General features: G+C 62.5%; 22 protein-coding genes. 21 read left to right on the plus strand and 1 reads right to left on the minus strand.

All coding sequences use genetic code 11. The features are described from left to right. Window positions 1-5: 5 nt before the first annotated feature. On the plus strand, window positions 6-956 hold the full coding sequence (locus RUH75_RS16675) for a lytic transglycosylase domain-containing protein (RefSeq protein WP_313808070.1): 951 nt from the start codon (window positions 6-8) through the stop codon (window positions 954-956). On the opposite strand, the gene RUH75_RS16680 is transcribed toward RUH75_RS16675, so the two are convergent. After that, entirely contained in the window at window positions 937-1,467 is a 531-nt protein-coding gene (locus tag RUH75_RS16680) for a helix-turn-helix transcriptional regulator (RefSeq protein WP_313808072.1), read from the minus strand. The two genes, RUH75_RS16675 and RUH75_RS16680, sit on opposite strands and share 20 nt — an antisense overlap. Window positions 1,468-2,035: 568 nt before the next feature. On the opposite strand from RUH75_RS16680, the gene RUH75_RS16685 reads away from it, so the two are divergent. The 20 genes from RUH75_RS16685 (at window position 2,036) to RUH75_RS16780 (ending at window position 21,345) form a co-directional block, all read left to right on the plus strand. Then, complete coding sequence (locus tag RUH75_RS16685) at window positions 2,036-2,356, plus strand: TrbC/VirB2 family protein (RefSeq protein WP_313808074.1); 321 nt, start codon at window positions 2,036-2,038, stop codon at window positions 2,354-2,356. A gap of 57 nt (window positions 2,357-2,413) precedes the next feature. Further along, on the plus strand, window positions 2,414-2,704 hold the full coding sequence (gene traL / locus RUH75_RS16690; protein ID WP_046766250.1) for a type IV conjugative transfer system protein TraL: 291 nt from the start codon (window positions 2,414-2,416) through the stop codon (window positions 2,702-2,704). Window position 2,705: 1 nt separating this feature from the next. After that, window positions 2,706-3,287 (plus strand): type IV conjugative transfer system protein TraE, encoded by a 582-nt coding sequence (locus RUH75_RS16695; protein ID WP_313808081.1) that lies wholly within the window; start codon window positions 2,706-2,708, stop codon window positions 3,285-3,287. Next, the gene (locus RUH75_RS16700; RefSeq protein ID WP_313808083.1) at window positions 3,284-4,087 is read left to right on the plus strand and encodes a type-F conjugative transfer system secretin TraK; all 804 of its coding nucleotides are present in this window, start codon (window positions 3,284-3,286) and stop codon (window positions 4,085-4,087) included. Before RUH75_RS16695 ends, RUH75_RS16700 begins: the two co-directional genes overlap by 4 nt. Next, entirely contained in the window at window positions 4,087-5,427 is a 1,341-nt protein-coding gene (locus RUH75_RS16705; RefSeq protein WP_313808085.1) for a TrbI/VirB10 family protein, read from the plus strand. The genes RUH75_RS16700 and RUH75_RS16705 overlap by 1 nt, the downstream gene beginning before the upstream one ends. Further along, a complete protein-coding gene (locus RUH75_RS16710; RefSeq protein WP_313808087.1) occupies window positions 5,414-6,304 on the plus strand; it encodes a DsbC family protein in 891 nt (296 codons plus the stop codon). The genes RUH75_RS16705 and RUH75_RS16710 overlap by 14 nt, the downstream gene beginning before the upstream one ends. Continuing rightward, window positions 6,301-7,119: a conjugal transfer protein TraV gene (locus RUH75_RS16715; protein ID WP_313808089.1), complete on the plus strand. Its 819-nt coding sequence runs from the start codon at window positions 6,301-6,303 to the stop codon at window positions 7,117-7,119. Before RUH75_RS16710 ends, RUH75_RS16715 begins: the two co-directional genes overlap by 4 nt. Continuing rightward, complete coding sequence (gene traC / locus RUH75_RS16720; protein ID WP_313808091.1) at window positions 7,119-9,704, plus strand: type IV secretion system protein TraC; 2,586 nt, start codon at window positions 7,119-7,121, stop codon at window positions 9,702-9,704. The genes RUH75_RS16715 and traC overlap by 1 nt, the downstream gene beginning before the upstream one ends. A gap of 7 nt (window positions 9,705-9,711) precedes the next feature. Next, the gene (locus RUH75_RS16725) at window positions 9,712-10,077 is read left to right on the plus strand and encodes a hypothetical protein (protein ID WP_313808093.1); all 366 of its coding nucleotides are present in this window, start codon (window positions 9,712-9,714) and stop codon (window positions 10,075-10,077) included. Further along, window positions 10,070-10,726, plus strand: a complete 657-nt coding sequence (locus RUH75_RS16730; protein WP_313808096.1) for a type-F conjugative transfer system protein TrbI — start codon at window positions 10,070-10,072, stop codon at window positions 10,724-10,726. The genes RUH75_RS16725 and RUH75_RS16730 overlap by 8 nt, the downstream gene beginning before the upstream one ends. Continuing rightward, entirely contained in the window at window positions 10,707-11,246 is a 540-nt protein-coding gene (locus RUH75_RS16735) for a S26 family signal peptidase (protein WP_313808098.1), read from the plus strand. Before RUH75_RS16730 ends, RUH75_RS16735 begins: the two co-directional genes overlap by 20 nt. Further along, the gene (traW, locus tag RUH75_RS16740; protein WP_409592385.1) at window positions 11,243-11,899 is read left to right on the plus strand and encodes a type-F conjugative transfer system protein TraW; all 657 of its coding nucleotides are present in this window, start codon (window positions 11,243-11,245) and stop codon (window positions 11,897-11,899) included. The genes RUH75_RS16735 and traW overlap by 4 nt, the downstream gene beginning before the upstream one ends. Then, window positions 11,896-12,168: a hypothetical protein gene (locus RUH75_RS16745; RefSeq protein WP_313808100.1), complete on the plus strand. Its 273-nt coding sequence runs from the start codon at window positions 11,896-11,898 to the stop codon at window positions 12,166-12,168. Before traW ends, RUH75_RS16745 begins: the two co-directional genes overlap by 4 nt. Next, on the plus strand, window positions 12,168-13,184 hold the full coding sequence (gene traU / locus RUH75_RS16750) for a conjugal transfer pilus assembly protein TraU (protein WP_313808118.1): 1,017 nt from the start codon (window positions 12,168-12,170) through the stop codon (window positions 13,182-13,184). Before RUH75_RS16745 ends, traU begins: the two co-directional genes overlap by 1 nt. Before the next feature lie 13 nt (window positions 13,185-13,197). Then, on the plus strand, window positions 13,198-13,941 hold the full coding sequence (gene trbC / locus RUH75_RS16755) for a type-F conjugative transfer system pilin assembly protein TrbC (protein WP_313808102.1): 744 nt from the start codon (window positions 13,198-13,200) through the stop codon (window positions 13,939-13,941). Beyond that, a complete protein-coding gene (locus RUH75_RS16760; protein WP_313808104.1) occupies window positions 13,938-15,827 on the plus strand; it encodes a conjugal transfer protein TraN in 1,890 nt (629 codons plus the stop codon). Before trbC ends, RUH75_RS16760 begins: the two co-directional genes overlap by 4 nt. 34 nt (window positions 15,828-15,861) lie before the next feature. Continuing rightward, window positions 15,862-16,200, plus strand: a complete 339-nt coding sequence (locus RUH75_RS16765; protein ID WP_313808106.1) for a hypothetical protein — start codon at window positions 15,862-15,864, stop codon at window positions 16,198-16,200. 63 nt (window positions 16,201-16,263) lie between these two features. After that, window positions 16,264-17,052 (plus strand): conjugal transfer protein TraF, encoded by a 789-nt coding sequence (locus RUH75_RS16770; RefSeq protein WP_409592386.1) that lies wholly within the window; start codon window positions 16,264-16,266, stop codon window positions 17,050-17,052. A 65-nt stretch (window positions 17,053-17,117) separates the two neighbouring features. After that, window positions 17,118-18,518, plus strand: a complete 1,401-nt coding sequence (locus tag RUH75_RS16775) for a conjugal transfer protein TraH (RefSeq protein WP_313808119.1) — start codon at window positions 17,118-17,120, stop codon at window positions 18,516-18,518. Window positions 18,519-18,534: 16 nt separating this feature from the next. Next, complete coding sequence (locus RUH75_RS16780) at window positions 18,535-21,345, plus strand: conjugal transfer protein TraG N-terminal domain-containing protein (protein ID WP_313808110.1); 2,811 nt, start codon at window positions 18,535-18,537, stop codon at window positions 21,343-21,345. Window positions 21,346-21,406: the final 61 nt, after the last annotated feature.

Raw genomic sequence — 21,406 nt, forward strand, 5'->3', positions numbered from 1 at the left:
ATGGTATGCGCAAGGCGCTTCTGCTCGCTGGAATGATGTTCGTGGGGATAGATGCCGCAGATGCGTCGCCTCCAAGGACCGTGCGGATCGCGCAAATGATCACGATGGGGGGCGATCCATCCGCCGATCGGCAAAATGATCTGAACCCGACCGCCGGGGTCGTGGTTCAACAGTTTGGGGGGCAGCCGAGCACTTTTGCCGATAGCCCCGATCGCCATTCGGTCGAAAGCGAAATGGCGAGCAGCTTCGTGGAGCAGGGGCCAGCGCAAGTGGATAGCTGGTCTGTCTTCGATCCCGGTGATCGGGGCGATGTTTCGCGCTTCACAGATGCACTGGCCATTCCGCGCTGGATGACTGGCGCCCCTCTCTATCCTGCGACAGCTTCCCGCTGGACACCGGCTTGTCTGCCCGTGGCGTACCGCCCTACCGGATTTCTCAAGGCGGACGCCGAGAGCCGGCGACTGGGCTATTACGGCCTGATGAGCCAGATCGCCTGTGAATTCGGCATTCCGGTCGGCTTGTTCGACGCGATGATCATCCAGGAGAGCCGTTATCGCCATCATGTCTTTTCTTCCAAAAGTGCCTATGGCTTGACCCAGCTCATGCCCGACACGGCGACGGAAATGGGGGTCGATCGCTATGCGGTCGATCAGAATCTGCGGGGCGGCGCGCACTATCTGCGCCAGCAGCTCGACCGCTTTGGCCAGGTCCATCTGGCGCTCGCAGCCTATAATGCGGGACCAGGCCGGGTCCGCAACGCGACGATCCCGCGCATCCGCGAGACCCGTCTCTATGTCGATACCATCTTGCGCAACTGGTCGCGGCTGAGCGGTTCTGCGATGCCCTCTTGGCCGCTTGAAGGGTCGCCGCCATCTGGCGATAGGCGGGATCAAACCCCATATCGCACCGTGCTGGTTTCGACATTTCGGGAACGGATCAGAAGCGCAGATCGGTGAGCGCATTGCGCCGCTCAACGACGCGGGTGATCTCATGCGCCATCCGCTTGGCAACCGCGTTGGATAAAGGTTCCGACCAGCCACGGCGCAGTTCCGTGCCGTCGGCGCCTTCGATCTGCGTCATGGCGTCCAGCAGCTTGCGGGGGAGATCGAGATAGAATTCCGCGAGCAGGGGCAAGAGCCGGTTCAGCCGACTATCGCCATATAATCCGATATGGATGAGCGCTTCGCCCTTGAGCCATGCCTGCAGGATATGGATGTCGAGCGCGTCGAGCAGCATCGCAAGCTCGGGCAAGGTGATCGGCGGACGCTTCGCCACATTGCGGTGCAGAACCGCGCCCAGGCGACTTTTGCCGATGCCGGTCGCGCCAGCAAGATCACGGACGCTCAGGCGCTTTTGCGCCATGTCTTCGAGGATGACGGCAAGAAAGCCCGCCTGCACATCCGCGCGCCTGTCATTTGACCTGGAACCGGATTGGCCGGGGTCATCATCGTCAGCTTGCCACACCATGTTTTCTCCCTGTTGATTGCTTGTTCCTTTCCCCCCGAGATGTGTCTCCATGGGCCAAGAGATGGGTTGCCCGACCCATCGCTCTCGTTCCAATCGGAAAGCTGCTGGCCGCGAAATCAAGGGACCAACTGGCTTGCCGCAGTGCAAGATGCGACTCCGTGGATTCAATATTCAATCTATTTTCATGCGATTGCGGGAACCAAGTCAAAGGAGCGAGCCCGATCACTCTGTTTTGCCGATTGAGCGAGTGAGCTTCCGATCGGTTCCGATTTCATTACGCCGTCAGAGTGATGATATCATCAAATTAGTAAATCTGTGAAGACTGTCCGAATCAGATCCAATTCAATATTCACCTGTCCGCAATCACGGACAGAGATCCGCGAGATCGGACAGTTGCCCGCGAGCGCGGGCAGATTCGCGCAATTTTCTGTCGAGGCTCACGGGATTGTGCATGTATTTTATGGTTTGAGGAGATTTTTGCCTCTTCTCACTTGGAGAAGATGCCTGAACGCACCCAGCTTTTCTCTGGAGCACGGATCAGCCGCGCTCGGAATATAAGGAACATCTCATGCAGTCTGTTCTGAAACAGGCCGGGCGCGTGGAGATGGCGGTGCTTGCGCTCGCCTTTCTCGCCTTCGCCCTGCTGCTGATGGTTGGCCCCGCCTTCGCCGGCGCCGACACGACCTTCGATACGGCGGAAAACACATTCACCGGATTCCTTGAAGGCTCAGGTGGCCGCATCATCACCATCCTCTCGCTGGTTGGCGGCGTTGTGGGTCTCGCGTCGGGCCGCTTCTCGCTCGGCCAGATCGCCATCCCCGTGGGCGTCGGCGTGGGCGCGGGCACCGGCGTTCCCATCGTCACCTCGACGGTCACCGCGACGATCTGAAGCTTCAAGCGGTCCATAGTGGCTTTCAGCCGCGCGGGACCGACAAGAGGGTGGTGTATGGCCCAGGACAAATATGTGATCCCGGCTCATCTGGACGATCCTGAATTGATAGGGCTCTGGACGCTGGATGAGTTTCTCGCGCTGATCATACCGTTCACGTGGGGTATCCTGACCCAGCATATCTTCATTGGCGTAGCGCTTGCGGGCGCGGGTTGGTGGGGACTTAAAAAGGCAAAGGCTGGCCGGGCGGGATCATGGCTTTTGCACCTGGCCTATTGGCATCTTCCGGCCGGTTTTACGGGCCTGAGAGCCACACCACCTTCCTATCTTCGGCTGATGGCAGGCTGATATGGACCTTTCCTACCAACATTCGCATCACCAGCGGATCCTGCGGCAACGCAATATGCTGTTCGCGGCGGTTGCGGCGCTCGGGGCTTTAAGCCTGCTGTTGCTCACCATGACCCTCTTTCGGGGGCGGGAGATCGTGCTTCAGCCCATCCTGCGCTCGCCACTCACCATTTCCAGTTCGGGTGTCAGCCGGGACTATCTGGAGATGATCACGCGCGATGTCGTGGTGCTGACGCTCGATCGCAATCCGCAAAACTTGGAATATTGGATGGAGAGCGTGCTCTCCATCGCCGCGCCGCGGGCGCAAGGGAGGCTCAAGGCGGACCTCATGCGCATTGTCGAGGAGCAGCGCGGGTCGTCGATATCGCAGTTCTTCACGATCCAGTCGATGACCATCGACACGAAGGCGCTTACCTCGGAGGTGACCGGCGAACTCCACACCATCGTCGGCAGCAAGGTCGTCTCCAAACAGCTGCGCACCTTCCGCTATCGTTGGGAATATGCGGGCCTCAGCCTGAAGCTCATCGGCTTTGGCATGGTGGAGGATGAGAAAGGCCACCGCGAGAAGGGGAGGGCGTCATGATGTCGGCTTATGCCATCGGCAGCGCCGCGGGCGGTATCGCCTTCCTCTCGCGCCTCCAATGTTTTGCGAGCCGCGTGATCGGGCTTCTCCTGCTGGGGCTGGCGATGCTGCTGATCAGTGTCCCCGCCTTTGCCGACCAGAATATCGTGGCGGCCGACAGCGCACAGGTCGATTGCCAGGCATCGGCCAAGGATCTGACCCGCATCAGCCTGGTTGAAGATGAGTTTGCCAGCGTGTCGAAAATCTCGACCGGCAATCCGACCGAGGATTTTTCGGTAGTGAACGAGCCTGTGCGCGGCGACATCTATCTTTCGGTGCCTGACGGCTTCCAGAAAGGGGCGCTCTCCTTCTTCGGCACCAGCAAGCGTGGCTATGTCTACAAATTCCTGTGCCGGATCATAGGCGATCAAGCCGCGCAGATCTTCGTCACCAATCCCGCCATCGCCAAAGAGAAGGCGGAAGAGAATGGACCGCAGGGCAAGATCGGGCCGCAGGACGCGGCGGTCGAGCTGATGCAGGCCATGGCTGCGAATGGCACGGCACCGGGCTATGAGATGCGGCAGCGCTCGCTCCGCCCGGTCTATGTCGGCGCGCTCAAGGTACAGATGATTGCGGAATATCGCGGCGCGGATCTGACCGGCAAGATATTGCGCATCGAGAATAAGGGCGCGGCGGCCATCGAGCTCAATGAGGCGACGGTCGCGCCGACCAACACGCTGGCCGTCTCGATCGCCGAGCCACGGCTTGGCCCCGGCAAGATTACGACCGCCTATCTCGTATCGCAAAATGGGAGGCCCTGATGGCATTGGCTGATCTTTTTTCGCGCAAGCGCCGGACGCTCGATGCCGACCAGGAGGCGGGCGAGGGCGTCTCCCCCGTCAGCGCCGACCTCGCCGGCAACGAGGCCGTGCGCCGCAAGCAACAGCTGCTTCTCGCGGGTGCTGCCGGCATCGGCCTTATCGCCTCCTCCTTCTGGATCTTCAGCGGTGACGAGAAAAAGGAGGATCCGAAGGCCGAGAATGGTGAGCAGATCGATGTCTCGACCAAGGATCTGGTGAACCGCAATCTCTCTCAGCAGGAGTGGATGGCGATGTCGGAAAACCAGTTCCAGGCCCAGGAAAATCAGCTGAAGGCCGTGGGCGGCCAGCAGCAGCGGATGGACCAGCTCGCCTCGCAGGTCGAAGCCTTGAAAGCGCAGAACCAGTCGATGCAGGCCGACGGCCAGCGGGTGTTGACCGCCTATCAGGCGGAAAATGAGCAATTGAAGCGGCAGATTTCCGAGCGGCGCACGGCAGCGCCTGTGACGCCCGGCTCTGCAGCCCTCTACGGCCCCAATGGCCCGCAAGCCTACCAGCGGCCCGATGGCCCGGACGGCACGGGGGCAGGGCGCGGCGCCGATGCGTTCCCGCGCGGCAATGAGGTCAAGATGGTGAGCTTCACCAGCAGCGATACGGGCACCGCGTCCAAGGTCGCCAAGGGCAATACCGTCTATACCGACAGCCCCAATTATCTGCCGCCCAACAGCTTTGCCCGCGCGCGCGTGATCGTCGGGGTCGATGCGAGCGCGGGCGTCAACAGCCAGACCGATCCGCTGCCCGTCGTGCTGCGCATCACCGGCCCCGCCCGATCGGTCTTCGCCAATGGCAAGCTGCTCACGACCAGGATCGAGGGCTGCCTCATCAATGGCGCGGCACGCGGCGATCTTTCGAGCGAGAAGGTCTATGTGAAGCTCCAGAAGATGACCTGTCCGCAACCGGGCGGACGCTATGCGGTGTCCGAGGTCAAGGGGTTCATCGCCTTTGGCGGCAAGACCGGCGTGCGCGGCCGGGTAGTGTCGCGCGAAGGATCGCTGGTGACCCAGGCCTTCATGGCGGGGCTGGTGGGCGGCTTTGGCCGCGGCTTTTCGGCGAACGCCAACAGCGTGTTCCAGGGCACCAACATTTCGACCAACGGCAAGCGCGACAAGCTTTCGACCGGGGACATTCTCGAAGGCGGGCTTGGCGAGGGCGTCGCCCAGACCGGCGACATGGTGTCCAAATATCTGATCGAGCGGGCCGAGCAATATCAGCCGGTGATCGAGATGCCGACCGGCATCGACGTGGAAATCGTCTTCCTGGAGGGTGTTTATGTTCGCAATTAGGCTGCGGCGCCTTGGGCGCTTCCTTTCATATCGGACCGCGTCGCTTGGCCTTGCCATTGGCAGCGTGGGCCTCGCGAGCCTCAGCCTTGCGGCGGATGTCAGCGGAGCGGAAGGCGGGGTAAGAGAAGCGCTGAAGGCGCGGCTCCCCAAAACCCAGGTTGGTGCGGTCGATTGCCAGAAGGTCAGTGGCCTGTGCGAAATCACCGCTGGCGCCAATCTCTTCTATGTCGACCCCGCCGCGCGCTACCTCATCATCGGCCGGGTCTATGACATGCAGACACGCCAGGACCTGACGGCGGCAAAGCTGCTGGAGATGAACCCCGACATGCTGGTGGGCGCCGCAGCTTCAGCCAATGCGGCGGCGAACCTGACGGGCGAGGATGCGCAAAAGGCTGCTTTTGCCGCTGCCGCCAAGGGCGGCCGGGTGGAAAAGCCCGTCGCGGAACCCAGGGCGCCCAAGCTCTCGCTCGACAGCCTCGGCAAGGAGGGCGCCATCATCTGGGGCAATCCACAGGGCCAGAGCCTCACCATATTCACCGATTTTCGCTGCGGCTATTGCCGGGCGCTGTCCAATGTCCTGCGCTCGATGAACGTCAAGGTGATCGAGCGGCCGATCTCGGTGATGGGCAGCCGCGACATTGCCGATCGCGTCTATTGCGCGAAGGACAAGGAGCGGGCCGTCCACGCCGCCTATGCCGGCGAACCGCTGGCGAGCGGCGCGACCTGCGACACGTCGGGGCTCGATGCCAATGAGGCCTTCGCCCATAAACATGGCCTCAACGGCACGCCGGTCATCGTGCGCAGCGACGGCGCGGTGCTGGAAGGCTATCGCCCCCGCGAATTTCTCGAAGCCTGGCTGAAGGATGCTCGGTCGTGAGCGGGGCCGTCACGACGAGGACGCTGGCCCTGATGTCCAGCGTCCTCGCTTGTCTTCTTTCAGCCGGCTGCGCGAGCCTTGGCGGCAACGTCAAGGGCAGTTTCGCCTGCGCCGCGCCCGATGGCATCTGCGCGCCGAGCGCGGTCATCGACGATCGGGCGCTCGCCATGATCACCGATGATCCCTCGGCCACGCCGTCCCCCGCCGGCCCTTATGAGGAACAGCCCAGGCGTCCGGCGGCAGCCAAGGTCGCGGCGGCCGAGCGAGTGCGCATGGGCGTCAGCGCCGATGCCACGCGCAGCCGCGAGCGGGTGATGCGCATTGTGTTCCCGGCCTTCATCGATGAAAGCGGGCGGCTCCATGAAGCGAGCGCCATCCGCGCCGTGGTCGCCCAGGGTGAATGGCAGAGCGCGCCCGAGCCGCAGGAAGCAGCCATATCCCGCAACGCGCTCTCGGCCGCGCCGCAAATGCAGAGCCTGGCCGACGCCGTCAGTAGGGACGAACCTCCGCTCGCTGTCGATCCCGATCTGCCGACGCCGGCGGTGGTTGAAGCGGCGCGGGCGCGGAAGGCCGACCCGGTCACGGCCATCAAGGCGGATGTGGCGCGTCGGCTTGAGACCTCCGCGCGAGCAGGGTCGTCACCATCTCCTGCCACACCCGCGTCCAAAGCGGCTCCGCCTGCCCCCGCGGCGCTTTCCAGTCAGCCGGTCCCGGCGTCTGCTGCGGCGGCTTCTGCATCCGCGCCACCCAAGCCGGTCGTCCAGCCCCTCGTGCGGGCGGCCGCCTTTCCTGCCGCCATCCCGGAGGACGACTGATGGCTGATCCCAATATCTTCGAGCGCCTGATGGCGGGGATGCTGGGGGACACCAAGCGCCCGGACAGCGGCCGCCCGGATCTCGGCGTGCCCATGCTGGCGCATTGGCTGCCCTATCGCAGCTATGACGCGAAAAGCGGCATTTTCTACAACAGCGCCTCGCGCGGCTTCGTGCTGGAAGTGGCGCCGATGGTGGGCGCGGATGAGAGGAGCGGCGAAATCCTCGCGCAATTCCTCTCAGAAGCGATCCCGACACCGGGCTGCCTGCAATTCCACCAATGGATGAGCCCGCGCGTGGGCGAACTGCTCTCCAAATGGTATGTGCCGCGCTACCGGGCGCACGGAATCTACGAGCGCATGGCGAGGCACCGGGTCGAGCATATGACCCAAGGCGTCTGGACCTCGCTCTCGGCCGACGCGCCCTTTGGCCTGCGCAATCACCGCGTCGCCATTTCCTATTCGACCCCGGAAAGCTCGCGCGTCTCCAATGAGGAGATTGTCGGCGTCATGGACGGGCTCATCTCTGCGCTGGCCTCGATCAACGTCACCGCCCGCAAGATGGACCCGCCCGCGCTCATCGCCTGGATTGACGATATCACCTCGCCCACCACCGCGCCCGGCGATGATGCGGTCAGCTATAACGCGTTCGACAGTATTGCCGACCAGGCGATCCGGCGTGACGTCGAGATGCGGGTGGAAGCGGACCGCATATTGCTGCGCACCGAGCGCTTCCGTCCGACCGGCCGCGAGGTCGACGGAACGCCGGAGATCGGCGAGATTTACCCTGACACCTTCGATGTGCGCTCCTTCTCGGTGCGCAACCTGCCGCAGCGCTGGGCGCCGTGGGACGTTGCGCGGCTGATCGGCGACATGTTCACCGACAAGCTGCGCATGCCCTGTCCGGTCGCGACCAATCTCTGCATCGATTTCCCCGATGTGGAGGCGGCGACCAGCAAGGCGGGCTTTAAATTCATGCGCACCACCAGCCTTGCCGACAGCAAGTCGGCGCGTTTCCTGCCGCAGCTGAAGGAACAGAGCCAGGAATGGCGCTATGTGAATGACGAGATGAAGCAGGGAAGGAAGCTCGTCCGCCTTTTCTATTCGGTCACGGCTTTCTCGCCCAAGGGGAAGGGCGACACCCATGAGCGCGTCCTCAAATCCGTCTATCGCGCGGCGGGCTGGGATCTGCTCGACGACCGCTATCTCCAGGTCATGGGGCTGCTCTGCGCCATGCCCATGACGATGGCCAACGGCCTTTCCAAAGATCTGGAGCGTATGAAGCGGATGCGCACGATGCTGACCACCACGGCCGCCAATCTGGCGCCGATCCAGGGTGAGTATCTGGGCGGTCCGACGCCCCATTTGCTGCTCATCGGCCGACGCGGCCAACCCTTCTTCTGGTCACCCTTCGAAAATGCGGCGGGCAATCACAATGTGGCGGTGTTCGGAAAATCGGGATCTGGTAAATCGGTCGCCCTCCAGGAACTGTGCGCTTCGCTCTGCGGCGCGGGCGCGCGGGTGGTGGTGATTGATGACGGGCGTTCTTTCGAGCACTCGGCCAAGCTTCAGGGCGGCGCCTTTGTCGAATTCACCATGTCCTCGGGCTTCTGCCTCAATCCCTTCAGCATGATCGCCGCGGATCTCGCCGCGCGTGACGAGGATTATCAGCTCGATTGCATGGCGATGCTCAAAGCCATCGTGAACCAGATGGCCCGTCATATCGACCGGCTGAATGACACTGAGCGCGGCCTCATTGACGGGGCGGTGAATGAAGTCTGGGAGGAAAAGGGGCGGTCAGGGAGCATCGATGATGTGATCGCGGCGCTCGACCGGACCGGCAATGATCTCGCCCATGCGCTTGGCATCGCCATGCGGCCCTTCTCGTCGCGCGGCACGTTCGGCAAATTCTTCGAAGGTGAGGTGTCATTCGAGCTGTCGGCCGACCTTACCGTCTTCGAGCTGTCCGACCTTTCAGCGCGCGAGGAACTGCGCAGCGTGGTGCTGACCGCGATCATGTTCCTCTCCCAGCAGATGATGCGCAAGATCGACCGGTCGGTCCCAAAGGCGCTATTGCTGGACGAAGCCTGGCAGATGCTGCGCGGCGGCGCGATGGCGGACTTCATCGAAACCTATGCGCGCACCTGCCGTAAATATGGCGCGTCACTGGTCACGGCTACCCAGTCTCTGAACGATTACTATAAGTCGCCAGGCTCGATTGCGGCGCTTGAGAATAGCGACTGGTTCGTCATTCTCCAGCAGAAGCCGGAAACCATTGCCGACTTCAAGAAGCATGACCGCTTCGAGATGGATGACTATACCGACGCGTTGTTGCGATCGCTCAAGCGCAATGGCTTTGAATATTCCGATATCATGATCAAGGGGCCCGAGACATTGGCGGTCGGCCGCCTGGTGCTCGATACCTATAGCGCGACGCTTTTCTCGTCGAGCCCCAGGACCTTCGCCGCCATCGAGCATCTGGTGGGCGACGGTCTTACGATGGAGCAGGCAATTGAGCGCGTCGCATTCCCCGATATGCCGGAAAAATGGTCGGCGGACCCCGGCGATCTTCCCCTGGCAGCGGAGTGATGGAGTCATGCAGGATTTTTTGACGAAGTTGAATGACGCGCGGCCAGGAAAGTCCGGGCGGCAGCGCACGCACATTGAGCCTGCGAGCATCGCGGATCTGATCATTCACGTCTCTGGCTTCTTTCTGACCATCCAACTCATGAGTTGGGGACTGGTGGCGCTTTTCTTTCTCGCGATCGGCGGCGGCACGACCCATGGCATGGTGATCCAGCTTCACAATTTCACTGGCCACTATCTGGCGGCAGATGCTGAGCAACGCGCAACCTTCAACCTTTGGGTGATCGCCATCTACTTCGGACTTGTGACGGTGCTCGCGCTGTTGCGGCGGCACCAAATGTTTCCCGTCTGGCCAGGAAGCGCCCGCCATGGCTGAGCAGCAGGAACTCGATCTGCCCGCGCCGGGTCCCGCCCTTCCACCACGTCGCGCCAGCCTGTTTGCAGGCTTCACCCGCAGCCAGCTTCTGAGCGGCGCGGTGGTCGCTGCGGCGCTGGTCTGGGGCATGTGGGTCACCAAGACCCTGCTCGCGCCGCCACCCGAACGGATCGTGTCGGCGCGCCTTTCGACGATTGTCGGCGAATATGTGCAGGCGCAGGCCCATAGCGCGTCGCCCCCCGCGCAGGTCGAAGCGGAAATGCGCCGCTTCATGGGCACGCTCGACCAGGAGCTGCAACGGCGCTCGCGCGAGGGCGAGATCGTCATGGTCGGTGAGGCGGTGCTGTCCAAAAATGTTCCGGACATTACCGAGAGTATCAAAAAGGCCGTCTATGCCTCGGGCATTGCGTTCCCCAAACAGGCGAGCGCGCAGCAAATGTTGGGCCTGCAGCGCGAGACCGGCGGTCTTGAAGGGCAGATACCATCCCCGCACCCGCAGGCTTCTGCTCCGTCGCCGATGCCCGCCACGCCGTTTGCCGCAGGAGCCACTTCATCATTCCCGCCTGCCCCCCTGGGAGATCCGAACCCCGGAGCGCTTGGCGCTTCGGTTTCGAGCTTTGGAGGCCCCGATGGCGCTGGCGGTCAGTGAAAGCCCCCGGGCGCCGGGCTGGCGGCCGCGCAAGCGCCTATGGGCGCTGCTCGGCGTCGCGGTTGCCGGTTACGGTGCCTGGCAAGTCCTTCACGATTGGCGCGAGCGCCACGCAATCCTGATCAACCTGACGGACTCGCTACCCAATTGGGCGTTCCTGATCCACCGCACCAAGGTTCCGGCGCGGGGCGATTATGTCTTCTTCGATCCGCCCGCCAATGCGCTGGTGAAGCGGCATTTCGGCACGCCAACACCCCTGTTTGGCAAACTCGTCTACGGTATGCCCGGCGATGTCATCCGCGATGACGGTGCCGACGTGCGCATCAATGGCCGGTTGGTCGCGCATAGGAAGGCGCGCACGCGCCTTGGCGAACGGCTGACGCCGGGACCGACCGGCGTGATCCCACCCAGCTGCTATTATGTCGGCACACCGCACAAGGATGGGTTCGACAGCCGCTATGGCGAGATTGGTCTGGTCTGCGCGCGCCAGATCTTCGGGACAGGGGTGCCCGTGCTGTGAGGCCGCTGCTCGCCGTCCCTATTGCCTGCGCTGCACTGGCGGCTGCCCTGCTGATCATCGGCCCGATGCGGTCGGAGGCGCGGGACTATGGCGCGGTCGGCCAGACCTTCCCGGTGATCGAACCCGATCTCCTCGCCACTATCGAAGCGCGGCTGAAGCGCGCCGAGGCGAGCGGTGAACTCGCGCGCACGAACGCGGCCTTCGCCAAGAGGGTGGAAGCCAAGGTCCGCCGACCCGATCCCGTCACCGGAATCACGCCGGCTCAAGAGGCGCGCAGTTGGCAATTCGATCCGACGGTCACGCTCGAGCAGGATATCAGGGACCAGAAGGGCACGCTCATTGCGGCTGCGGGGCAGAAGATCAATCCGCTCGATTTTGTGCGCCTCACCCAGGCGCTGGTGTTCGTCAATGGCGATGATGCGGACCAGATGGCCTGGGCGACGGCCCGCTACAGTGACGCCAAGGCCAAGATCATTCTGGTCAATGGTTCACCGATCGAGGAGATGACCAACCGCAAGCGCCGCTTCTATTTCGATCAGGAAGGGCGGCTCACGGCGAGATTCGGCATCCAGCACACGCCCGCCGTGGTGCGGCCGGTGGGGCGGGTGATGCAGATCGAAGAGCTGCTGCTCGACGCGAAGAGGGCCGGATGATGCCGCTCTGGCTGGACCTCCTCCGCACGCCCATGGCGGCGCCCGAAACCCCTTTCCTGCGGGTGATGCGCTATGTCTGGCAGGGTCTTTGCCTGGCCCTCGCCACCACCATCCCGCTGCTCGCCCCATTGAAGCATCTCCTCGACGTCCGAGCCTCGCTTCTCATCGCTGGGCTCATTCTCCTCACCGCGACCCACGGCCTCATCTACTTCCGCGTCAAGAACCGGGCGGACAATGGCGGCATCGGGCAGCCAGGAGAGGGCGAATGATGCGCCCGTTGCGCGCCTTGCTGCTCATGGCCAGTCTGTTGGCGGTTCTCGCCCTCACGCCGCGTGCCGAGGCGGCCGGGCCGACCTGCCATGGCAAGTTCGTCAATCCCATTACCGATGTCTGCTGGTCCTGCCTGTTTCCGCTTTCGGTCGGCGGCATGAAGATCTGGCCGGGCAACCGCCCCGACACCGGCAACCCCGCCTCGCCCATCTGCGCCTGTGCCGATCCGCTTCCGCGCATCGGCATGTCGGTGGGGTTCTGGGAACCCGCCCGGCTGGCTGACGTCACGATGAAGCCCTGGTGCTTTCCCAATCTGGGCGGCATCCGCGTCGCGCCCGGCTTCGATATCGGCCAAGGTTATATGACCGGCCCCTCCATGGTCGGGGGGCGCTCGCAAAGCACCGCCAAATGGCATGTTCACTGGTACGTCTATCCGCTGCTCTATTGGATGGAGATACTGACCGACTTCGTCTGCTTCGAGCAGGCGAGCTTCGACATCGCCTATATGACCGAGGTCGATCCGCTCTGGCAGGATGACGCGCTGTCGGGGCTGATCAACCCCGAGGCCATCGTCTTCGCCAATCCCGTCGCCCAGGCCGCGTGCGCGGCCGACTGCATCGCCGGCACCGTCGGCGTGCCGCTCGATCCGCTTTTCTGGTGCGCGGGCTGCCAGGGGTCCATGTATCCCATGAACGGCAATATCCCCTCGTCGATCGGTCATGTTCAGTCGTCCCGGCTCGCTCTGTCGCGCTTTGCCTACAAGATGCACCGCCAGGCGCTCGCCTGGGGGACCATGGGGTCCAAGGGCCTGTGCAAAAAATATCTGATGCCGATCATGCGCAAGCAGCAATATCGCTTCCAGATGGTGAACCCGATCCCGACGGTCTCGGGGCGCTTCGCCTGCTCGGCGATCGGCGCGTCGACCTTCCCACCGGACGCAGGCCGCGCCTTCCCCGCTGCGGGCGAGGATATGGGCTATCTGGTCTGGCGCAAGCGTAACTGCTGCGTGCTGTAGGGAGAGGGACGCCATGCATTTCGCCAGGATCGGGCTCGCCGCCCTTATCGCCACCGCCGGCCTCTCCGCCCTGCTCGCCCAGACTGTCGAGGGGGTCGACGTCCAGGCGGTCAAGAAGCGCGCGGCAGACCTGCAGGCTGAAGCGCAGGCCTTTGTCGATGAGGTCAAGGATCGGGGCGACGCATTCCGCGAAGAGGCGCTCACCGTGCACGAGGGCGGCACCGAGAATATGAAGCGGGTCGCCGCGAGCGACCTCCCGACCGGACCCGTAGGGCCCATCGACTTTGACGCGATCGTCAAGGGGGCCGCGCAGAATGTGAGCGGCAAGCCCGGCGAGGCGCCGCAGTTCATTTCTTTTGCCAGCCTCTCCATGCCGCCCGCGTCGTTGAAGCAGATGGTGCGCGACACGGCGGCGGCCGGCGGCATCGTCGTGTTTCGCGGCTTTCCCAATAACAGCATGAAGGCGTTCGCCGGCCAGCTCGGGAAGATCGTGGACGAGCAGGACATGGCGAATATCGGCATAGATCCGCGCCTTTTCCGCGCTTTCGAGGTGGGGGCGGTCCCGACCTATGTTGCGGTCTCCTCCGATTTCGATGTTTGCGCCGGCTTTGACTGCCGGACGCGCGTGCCGCCGCATGACCGGATGACGGGCAATGTGACGGTCCGCTATGCGCTGAGCAGCTTTGCGGAAGGCCATGGGCCCGGCGCGCAGGTCGCAGGCGTAGCCCTTGCGCATATGGACCGGGCAAAGCCGTGAAACACCCGTCCGCGCTGTTGCTGCTCATCAGCGCCGCGGCTGCGGCGCCGCTATGCGCGCAAATGACGCAGGAACAGGCGCGGGAAGAAGGAAAGAGTCTCGGCAATGCCATGCGGTCGAACGGCGCCCTCGTGCCCAGCGAGCAATCCCAGGCAGAGGCCTTGCCGGGCTATGCGGGGTCAAGCCTGCCGCAGGGCGACTATTTCGACGACCCTGACAAACTCGAAAATGACAGCGCCGCGCTCAAATCCACCAACGAAACCTATCGTATCACCACGGACGCGGACCGGACGCGCGCGAACTTCGATAATGACGAGATCAAGTCCACGGCTGCCAGAGCGAGCGCCATCGAGACTGATCCGGGCAACTATCTGGACGGCCAGGACATCGGCGGTACCAGTGGAAGCTGCACGCCGCTGCCGCCGGGTGACGGGCAGGCCAGCAGCTATGAGGCGACGTGCAACGCCGGCGCGAGCGTCGATCAGAGCGAGCCGAGCTGCACCGTGCCCCAGGTGCCGCAATTCGAGGAGACGACGGCCTACCGATACAGCTGCGGCTACTGGTATAATGAGGTGCTGCACAAAGGGACCCAATGGGTGCCCAATGCGAACAGCAGCAGTTGCGCTGGCTTTGAGGCAGCGCCGTCCTGTACGCTCCAAAGCACGAGCTTCACGGTTGAACGGCACCTCGACGGTCGGCTGAACAAGGACCGGCTGCTCTATTCTTCCAATACCGTGCGCACCTACACATGCTCAGCGCCAACCGCCTCAGCCAATGGCAGCCGATATTGCAATGCTTTCGGTTGCTTTACACCGGCGCCGGTGGTCGACCTGGGCGGCGGCACGACCACGGTGCATGTCGGAACCGCGGATGACCTGACTTCCTGCGTGGCGCCTGTCAGAAATGGGCAATGCGCGCTCACATCGTCGGTCTGCACCGACAGCGAACCCAAAACCCGGATGGTGGATGGGGTCAGCGTGACCCAAGATTGCTGGGCCAAATCGAACCGCTACCAGTGCACCGTGATCGGTGAAGGCAATGACTGCGCTGATCTGGAGGGCAACGCCCAATGCAGCTTCCTGCGCAAGGAGTGCATCGATGACGAGGATGATCCAGCCTATGATCCCGCCGCCTGCAAGGTATTTGAAAATGTCTATCGCTGCCCGGTGCCGCAGAGCGAGCAGGGCGCGGACAAGCAATATATCTGTGGCGGCGACGTCTATTGCATCAACGGCGACTGCGAACCGATCGTCCGCGAAGCCTCGACTGAATTCAAGGACGCGCTTGTGGCTCTCCACTCGATCGACCAGGCCGGTAAGGAGTTTGACGAGGACAATTTCACCGTCTTTTCCGGGGAACGCGACAGCTGCCACAAGCCGGTATTCGGACTCATCAACTGCTGCGCGGGCAAGACCTCTGGGCTGTTGACCATTGGCGCGGGCGCGGCGGCGCTTGCCGGCGGCCCGACCGCGATCGCGGCGTTGGCGACGCCTTTCCTGACGCTGTTTGCCTGCTCGCAGGACGAGATGAAGCTCGACATCAAGGATCGCATGGGATTTTGCCACAAGGTCGGCACCTACTGCTCGTCCAGCATCCTTGGCATCTGCAAGACCAAGCGCACCGCCTATTGCTGTTTCGAAAGCAAACTCTCGCGCATCCTGCAGGAGCAGGGCCGTATCCAGCTGAACAAGCCCTGGGACAAGCCCAAGAAAGAGCAATGCAAGGGCTTTACCATCGAGGAGTTTGCGAGCCTCGACCTTTCGGTGATGGACTTCACCGAAGTCTATTCCGAGTTCATGGACGCGGCGAAACTGCCCGATGAAGTGCAGACGATGACGGACATTCAAGCGAAGATACAGGGATATTATGATCTCCATGGGCAATGATAGGGTGGCGCCCGGCGCTCCCTTTGGATGGGACATGACCGCCTTCGAGCTGGCCATCTTCATCTGCGTCTATCGCAGTCGTTCGCCGATGCGCGCGCAGGACATCCACCACTCGGTAGGGCAGTGGTTCGACTGCGGCATTCCGGGCGAAACCCTCGCAGACAGTGTCGGCCACATGACCGGGCGCGGTTGGCTTATCAAATGCGGCGACCGGTTTCGCGCGAGCATCCAGGGCCGCGACATGGCCCGGCCGCTTATGAACGGGATCATCCGCATGCTCGATCAGGGCACGCGGTTGCTCGATGTCGCGCTGATGATGTCGGTGCTGCAGCTCACCAAGGGGGAATTGGACAGCGCGCCCGGCGGCCATTGAGGTCGCGCGTGCCCGGCAAGGAGGTTAGGTAATATGGCGATGAAAAGCGTGATCGCGGCTTGGATGCTGGCATCGGCCGTCATCCCCAGTCCCGGCCATGCGGACGAACCCGTGGCGGCCACCCATGGCGTGGAGCAGTCCGATGCAGGCGACGAATTCTATTGCCGGGAGCGTCGCCTCGGCCAGTGGTTCTATTGCGTCAGGCCCAAGGCCGAACCGGAAAAGCCAGCGCAAGCACCCCAGCAAAGCGCCGCCGATCGGATGGCCGCGATCACAAAGGAACTCGATGAGTTGAAAGCGCGGGCGATCCTTGAACCCACCGAGCAGAATGTCATCGCCTATGTCCGTTTCCAGCGTGAGCAGTTGGACCGCGCCTCGACCTTCTCGGACACCTGGCAGCGGGCGCTCTGGCAAAATCCCGACCTCGATTACACGCTTCAGCGGCCGGTCAGCACGGTCGGCAAGCGTGCCTGGCTCGACAATCGCAAGGCCGATCGCGATGCGGTGCTGGAAAATCTCGGCCAGCGCTACGGGCTTTTCTATTTCTACGCGCAAAGCTGCGGCGCCTGCGAGATATTCGGGCCGATCCTCAAATCCGTGGCCGACAGCCATGGCATGGCGGTGATGGCGGTCTCGATGGATGGCGGACCCAACCGCGACTTCCCCAATTATGTGGTCGATGCGGGTCAGCGCGCGCGCATGGGCGTGCCGGGCAATGAGACGCCGGCCCTGGTCCTGTTCGACACCTCGACTAGGCGGACGATTCCGGTCGGGTTCGGGATGCTGAGCGCCGACGAGATCATGGATCGCATCTTCATGCTGACCAACACCAGAGTTGGGAGTGATTATTGATGGCTGAGATACGCAAAGGCAGTCGGCTTCGGCTTTTCCTCCAGCGCGGAGCTGCGGCCATCACCATGATGACAGCGGTCCATCTGAGCGTCATCGGCGTCGCTGACGCCAATGTGGCGTCGGAAATGAACAGCTTCTTCAATGATGCGGGCGGCGCGGCCAACATCACCGGCCCAACCGCCTTCCAGGGCCAGTCGGCCGGCTATTATTCACTGGGCAATGTCTGGACGCGCTTCCCGCAGAAAAGCGTCTCGCCCTTCAACCTTCAGCTACCGAGCGCGCGGGCGGGTTGCGGCGGCATCGATCTCTTCTCGGGCTCCTTCTCCTTCATCAACGCGTCCGAGATCGTGGCGATGCTCAAGGCGACCGCCAACAATGCGCTCGGCTTTGCCTTCAAGCTCGCGATCGACTCCGTCTCGCCCGAAATCGGCAAGGTCATGGACGAGTTCAGCCAGAAGGCGCAGCTTCTGAACCAGATGAACATCTCCAGCTGCGAGACCGCGCAGGCGCTGGTCGGCGGCATATGGCCGCAGATGGACACGACCCGCGCTACCATCTGCGAGGCGGTCGGTAACAGCCAGGGCGTCTTCTCTGATTGGGCGGCCTCGCGCCAGGGCTGCAATAATGGCGGTAGTCGCGACAGCACGATCGCGGGCAATAGCGATGCCGCGATGAAGGATCAGCTCGTCGGCGAGAAGCATAATTACACCTGGGAAGCGCTTAGCAAATCCGCCAAGTTCGGGGCGTTCGACCAGGAATTTTCCGAATATGTGATGACGCTGGTCGGCACCATCGTCACCACGCCCTCGACCGATCCCAGTGTCGGCGGCAAGGTCGTGATGTTCGGCCCTGCCGAAGATGCGGTGGTGACCGCGTTGCTCGACGGCACTGAGGGTGGTTCGGCGGTCAAGATCCTCAAATGCAATGATGGCGATTGCTATGATGTGGGCGAGCAGGTGCTGACCATCCCCAAGGCGAGCGCCCTTCGTCCGCGCATCCAGCAGATGATTGACGATATGTATGGGAAGGTCCGGTCCAACACGGCGCTCACCGCCGCCGAACGCCAGTTGCTCAACCTGGCTACCGTCCCGCTCTACAAGATCCTGACCGTCTATGCCTATGCGCATACCCAGCTCACCTATGGCGAGACCGAAGCGCTGTCCGAGATCGTCGCGGTCGATCTCCTGAACGCCATGCTCGACAATATGATGGACCGGGTCGAGCAATCAAAGGTCCATTATCAGACCGCCGACCAGGCGACCGCCGATCAGTGGAAGCAGCAGATCACCGCGGCCCGGCAGCGCTTCTCCCAGCGCGAGATGAAGCTCAACACCAAGCTTCAGGTGACCATGCAGGTGATCAACCGGACCATGGCGCTGGAGTCGACGCTGCAAAACAGCATGTCGCCGGGCATGGCCGCGGCATTGAGCTTCTCGCGCGGGCTATCCGCCCAGGGCCTCAACTAGGCGGAAGGGCAGGGCGATGCTGGAGGTCTTCACGGTCGGGGGCGGCGAATATCTCGTCAACACCTTCAATGCCGTTGCGGCCTGGTCAGGCGGCGGGGGCTACCGCTCGATGATCCGCGTCGCCATGGTGATGGGCCTCATTTACTCACTGTTCGTCGTCGCCTTCACCCTGAACTACAAGGCCTGGCTCAACTGGTTCCTTCAGGCGACCCTCATCTATATGTGCCTGATGGTCCCGACGGTCAGCATCAAGGTGACCGATCGCATCAATCCCAGCCTCGCCCCTGCAACCGTCGACAATGTGCCCCTTGGCCTTGGCGTGCTGGCAAGCTTCACCACTCAGATCGGCGATTATCTCACCCGCACCGCCGAGACGGTGTTCGTGATGCCGAGCGAACTCAACTATTCCACCAACGGTCTCATCTACGGCGCCCGGCTCTTCGACGCGACCCGCAATTTCATCATCCGCGACGCTGAATTTTCGACGAACCTTGAGCAATATATGAAGCAGTGCGTGTTCGGCGACATCATGCTTTATCAGAAGTCGCTGACCGATCTGGCCAAGGCGACCGATCTCTGGGCGGCGATTGCCACGGACGCTGAATCGCGCTCGCAGGAATGGCTGGAGCGCAGCGGCACGACGGTCACGCCCTATATCGTGACCTGCCGGCAGGCCTATCAGATGCTCGACGCGCAATGGGCGCCGATGATCGATGCGCATGCGCCGATCTGGGGGAAGGAAGCCTATCCCAGGCTCAGCAACACGCTGGCGGCCGATAAGCTCAAACATGACATCCCGATTGTGAACGGGGCTTTCACCGGCTCGGGCGACGGCTTTGCCCAGGCGATGCGACAGAATACGGCGATCAACGCCTTCATGCAGGCGCGCAACAATATGGTGGGCGGGGCGGCGGCCGGCGCGATCGACAGTTTCGCGCAGACGCGGGCCGATATCCAGGCGCGCAACACCTATAACAGCATCGCCCAGCAGGCGATGGCCTGGGTGCCGATCCTGAACATCGTGCTGACGGTCGTCTTCTTCGCGATGTTCCCGGTGATTTTCCCGCTGTTCCTCATGCCGCAGACGGGTGTGTCGGCGCTCAAGGGCTATGCGACGGGCTTTTTCTATTTGGCGGCCTGGGGTCCGCTTTATGTCGTTCTTCACATGATCTGCATGACGCGCGCAGAGGCGGCCGCGACGGGCGTGGCGGAGGGTGGCATGACTCTCGGATCCTATGCCGGGATTGGCGCGGTGAATGCTGAGACAGCGACGATCGCGGGGTTCATGCTGATGAGTGTGCCGTTCCTCGCCGCCGGGCTGGCGCGCGGCGCCATGTCGATCGCCGGGCAATCCATGTCGATGTTGGCGCCGGCGCAGAATGCGGCGGAGGCCGCCGCGCTCGAGCAGACCACCGGCAATTATGCCTATGGCAATGTGAGCTGGGCCAACCAGACCTCCAATATGCGGCAGAGCGACCAGTGGAACACCGCGGCAACCTATCAGGATGGCGGGCCGGCCTACAGCTTCCGCAATGACAATGGGGCAGTGGTGTCGGCGTTCGGCAATGGCAGCGAGGTGATCGACATGCATCAGGCGATTTCGCGCCTTGATGTCGAGCCCCGTGCGTCGACCGGCTTTGTGTCCGAACTCAGGGAACAGGCGAGCGTCGCGGAGCGGCAGGCAAAGGCCTATGAGGCGGCGGCTTCGGACATTCTCACCAGCACGCACACCAATCGCAGCGCCTTTGGCACGTCGAGTGAGCAAAGTTCCGGGTGGGATAACAGCCGCGGACGCTCATCAGGGACGTCGATCGAACGGTTCGATCGTAATACGGCATCGTCCAGTGCAGGAACGGAGGAGAGGTCGTCGGTCGGCCATAGCCAAAGCATCGCCCAAGGACACGATCGTAGTGCGGGTACGATCGATTCCTTAAATGGAACTGTTGGCGCAAACATCGGTGGAAGCAGCTCAATTGGTAAGGGGGCCGGCGGCCGAGGTGGGCAAGTAGCTGGCGGAGGTACTATCGGTGGAAGCAGGAGTTGGGTCTCCCAGCAACAAGACCGCTTGCGGTACGGCACCTCAGACCAGCGAAGCTCGGAAATCAATAGCTCCGGCACATCGGGTATTCGCGATGAACATGCCAACGGCACCGGAGCAAATGAAACCTATGGGACTTTCGATCGGTCCAGCAACTTTGATCGTGCATCGACTTCATCCTCTTCGTCCCAGGCTACAGAGGATGCGCTTTCGAGAGCACGTTCCTATCAAGAAACGGCGCGAAAGCTTCATGAATTTTCCGAGCAACTCAGCCGCGACGCGAGTTATGCGGAGACCCATGGCATGCAGCTCAGTGCAAATCTGTCCCAGGACTTGGCGGACTGGTACCGTACAGAGCAAATGCGAAACCCTGGCCTGGATGCGCCGGAATTATGGGCGACGACTATGACCCATCAGCAGCGCAACGCTCGTAATGCCCTGATCTCTTCTTGGATGCAGACTAAGCAATCCGAAATTCGAGACGAGGTGCAGGAATTGATCCACGAGCCAAATCTCGTTGAAGTCCCGCATCGCGATATTGACGATTTTGACGATGTGAGGGGCACTTATCACCCTCACGGTGTGGATCGCGTGCCGGGCGGTCCGGGGGACGGCGACGAGGGCGCCGCCGCCCGCATCATTGACCAAGGGAAAGTGTCTATCGAGAATGTAGGCCAGCAGGTCCGCAGACAACGCGCCTCTTCGGTGCAGGCGTCGGCAGCTTTGCAATCCGAAGTGAACGCCGATCACGACAAAGGATTTTTCAACGATCCGGAGCTGAGGAAATGACGGCCTCTTAGGCTCAGGACTCACAGATCAAAGCCAGAATATGACGGTGGCAGCGAGGGCG

Source organism: Sphingobium sp. (genome assembly GCF_032153725.1).
Lineage (GTDB): Bacteria > Pseudomonadota > Alphaproteobacteria > Sphingomonadales > Sphingomonadaceae > Sphingobium.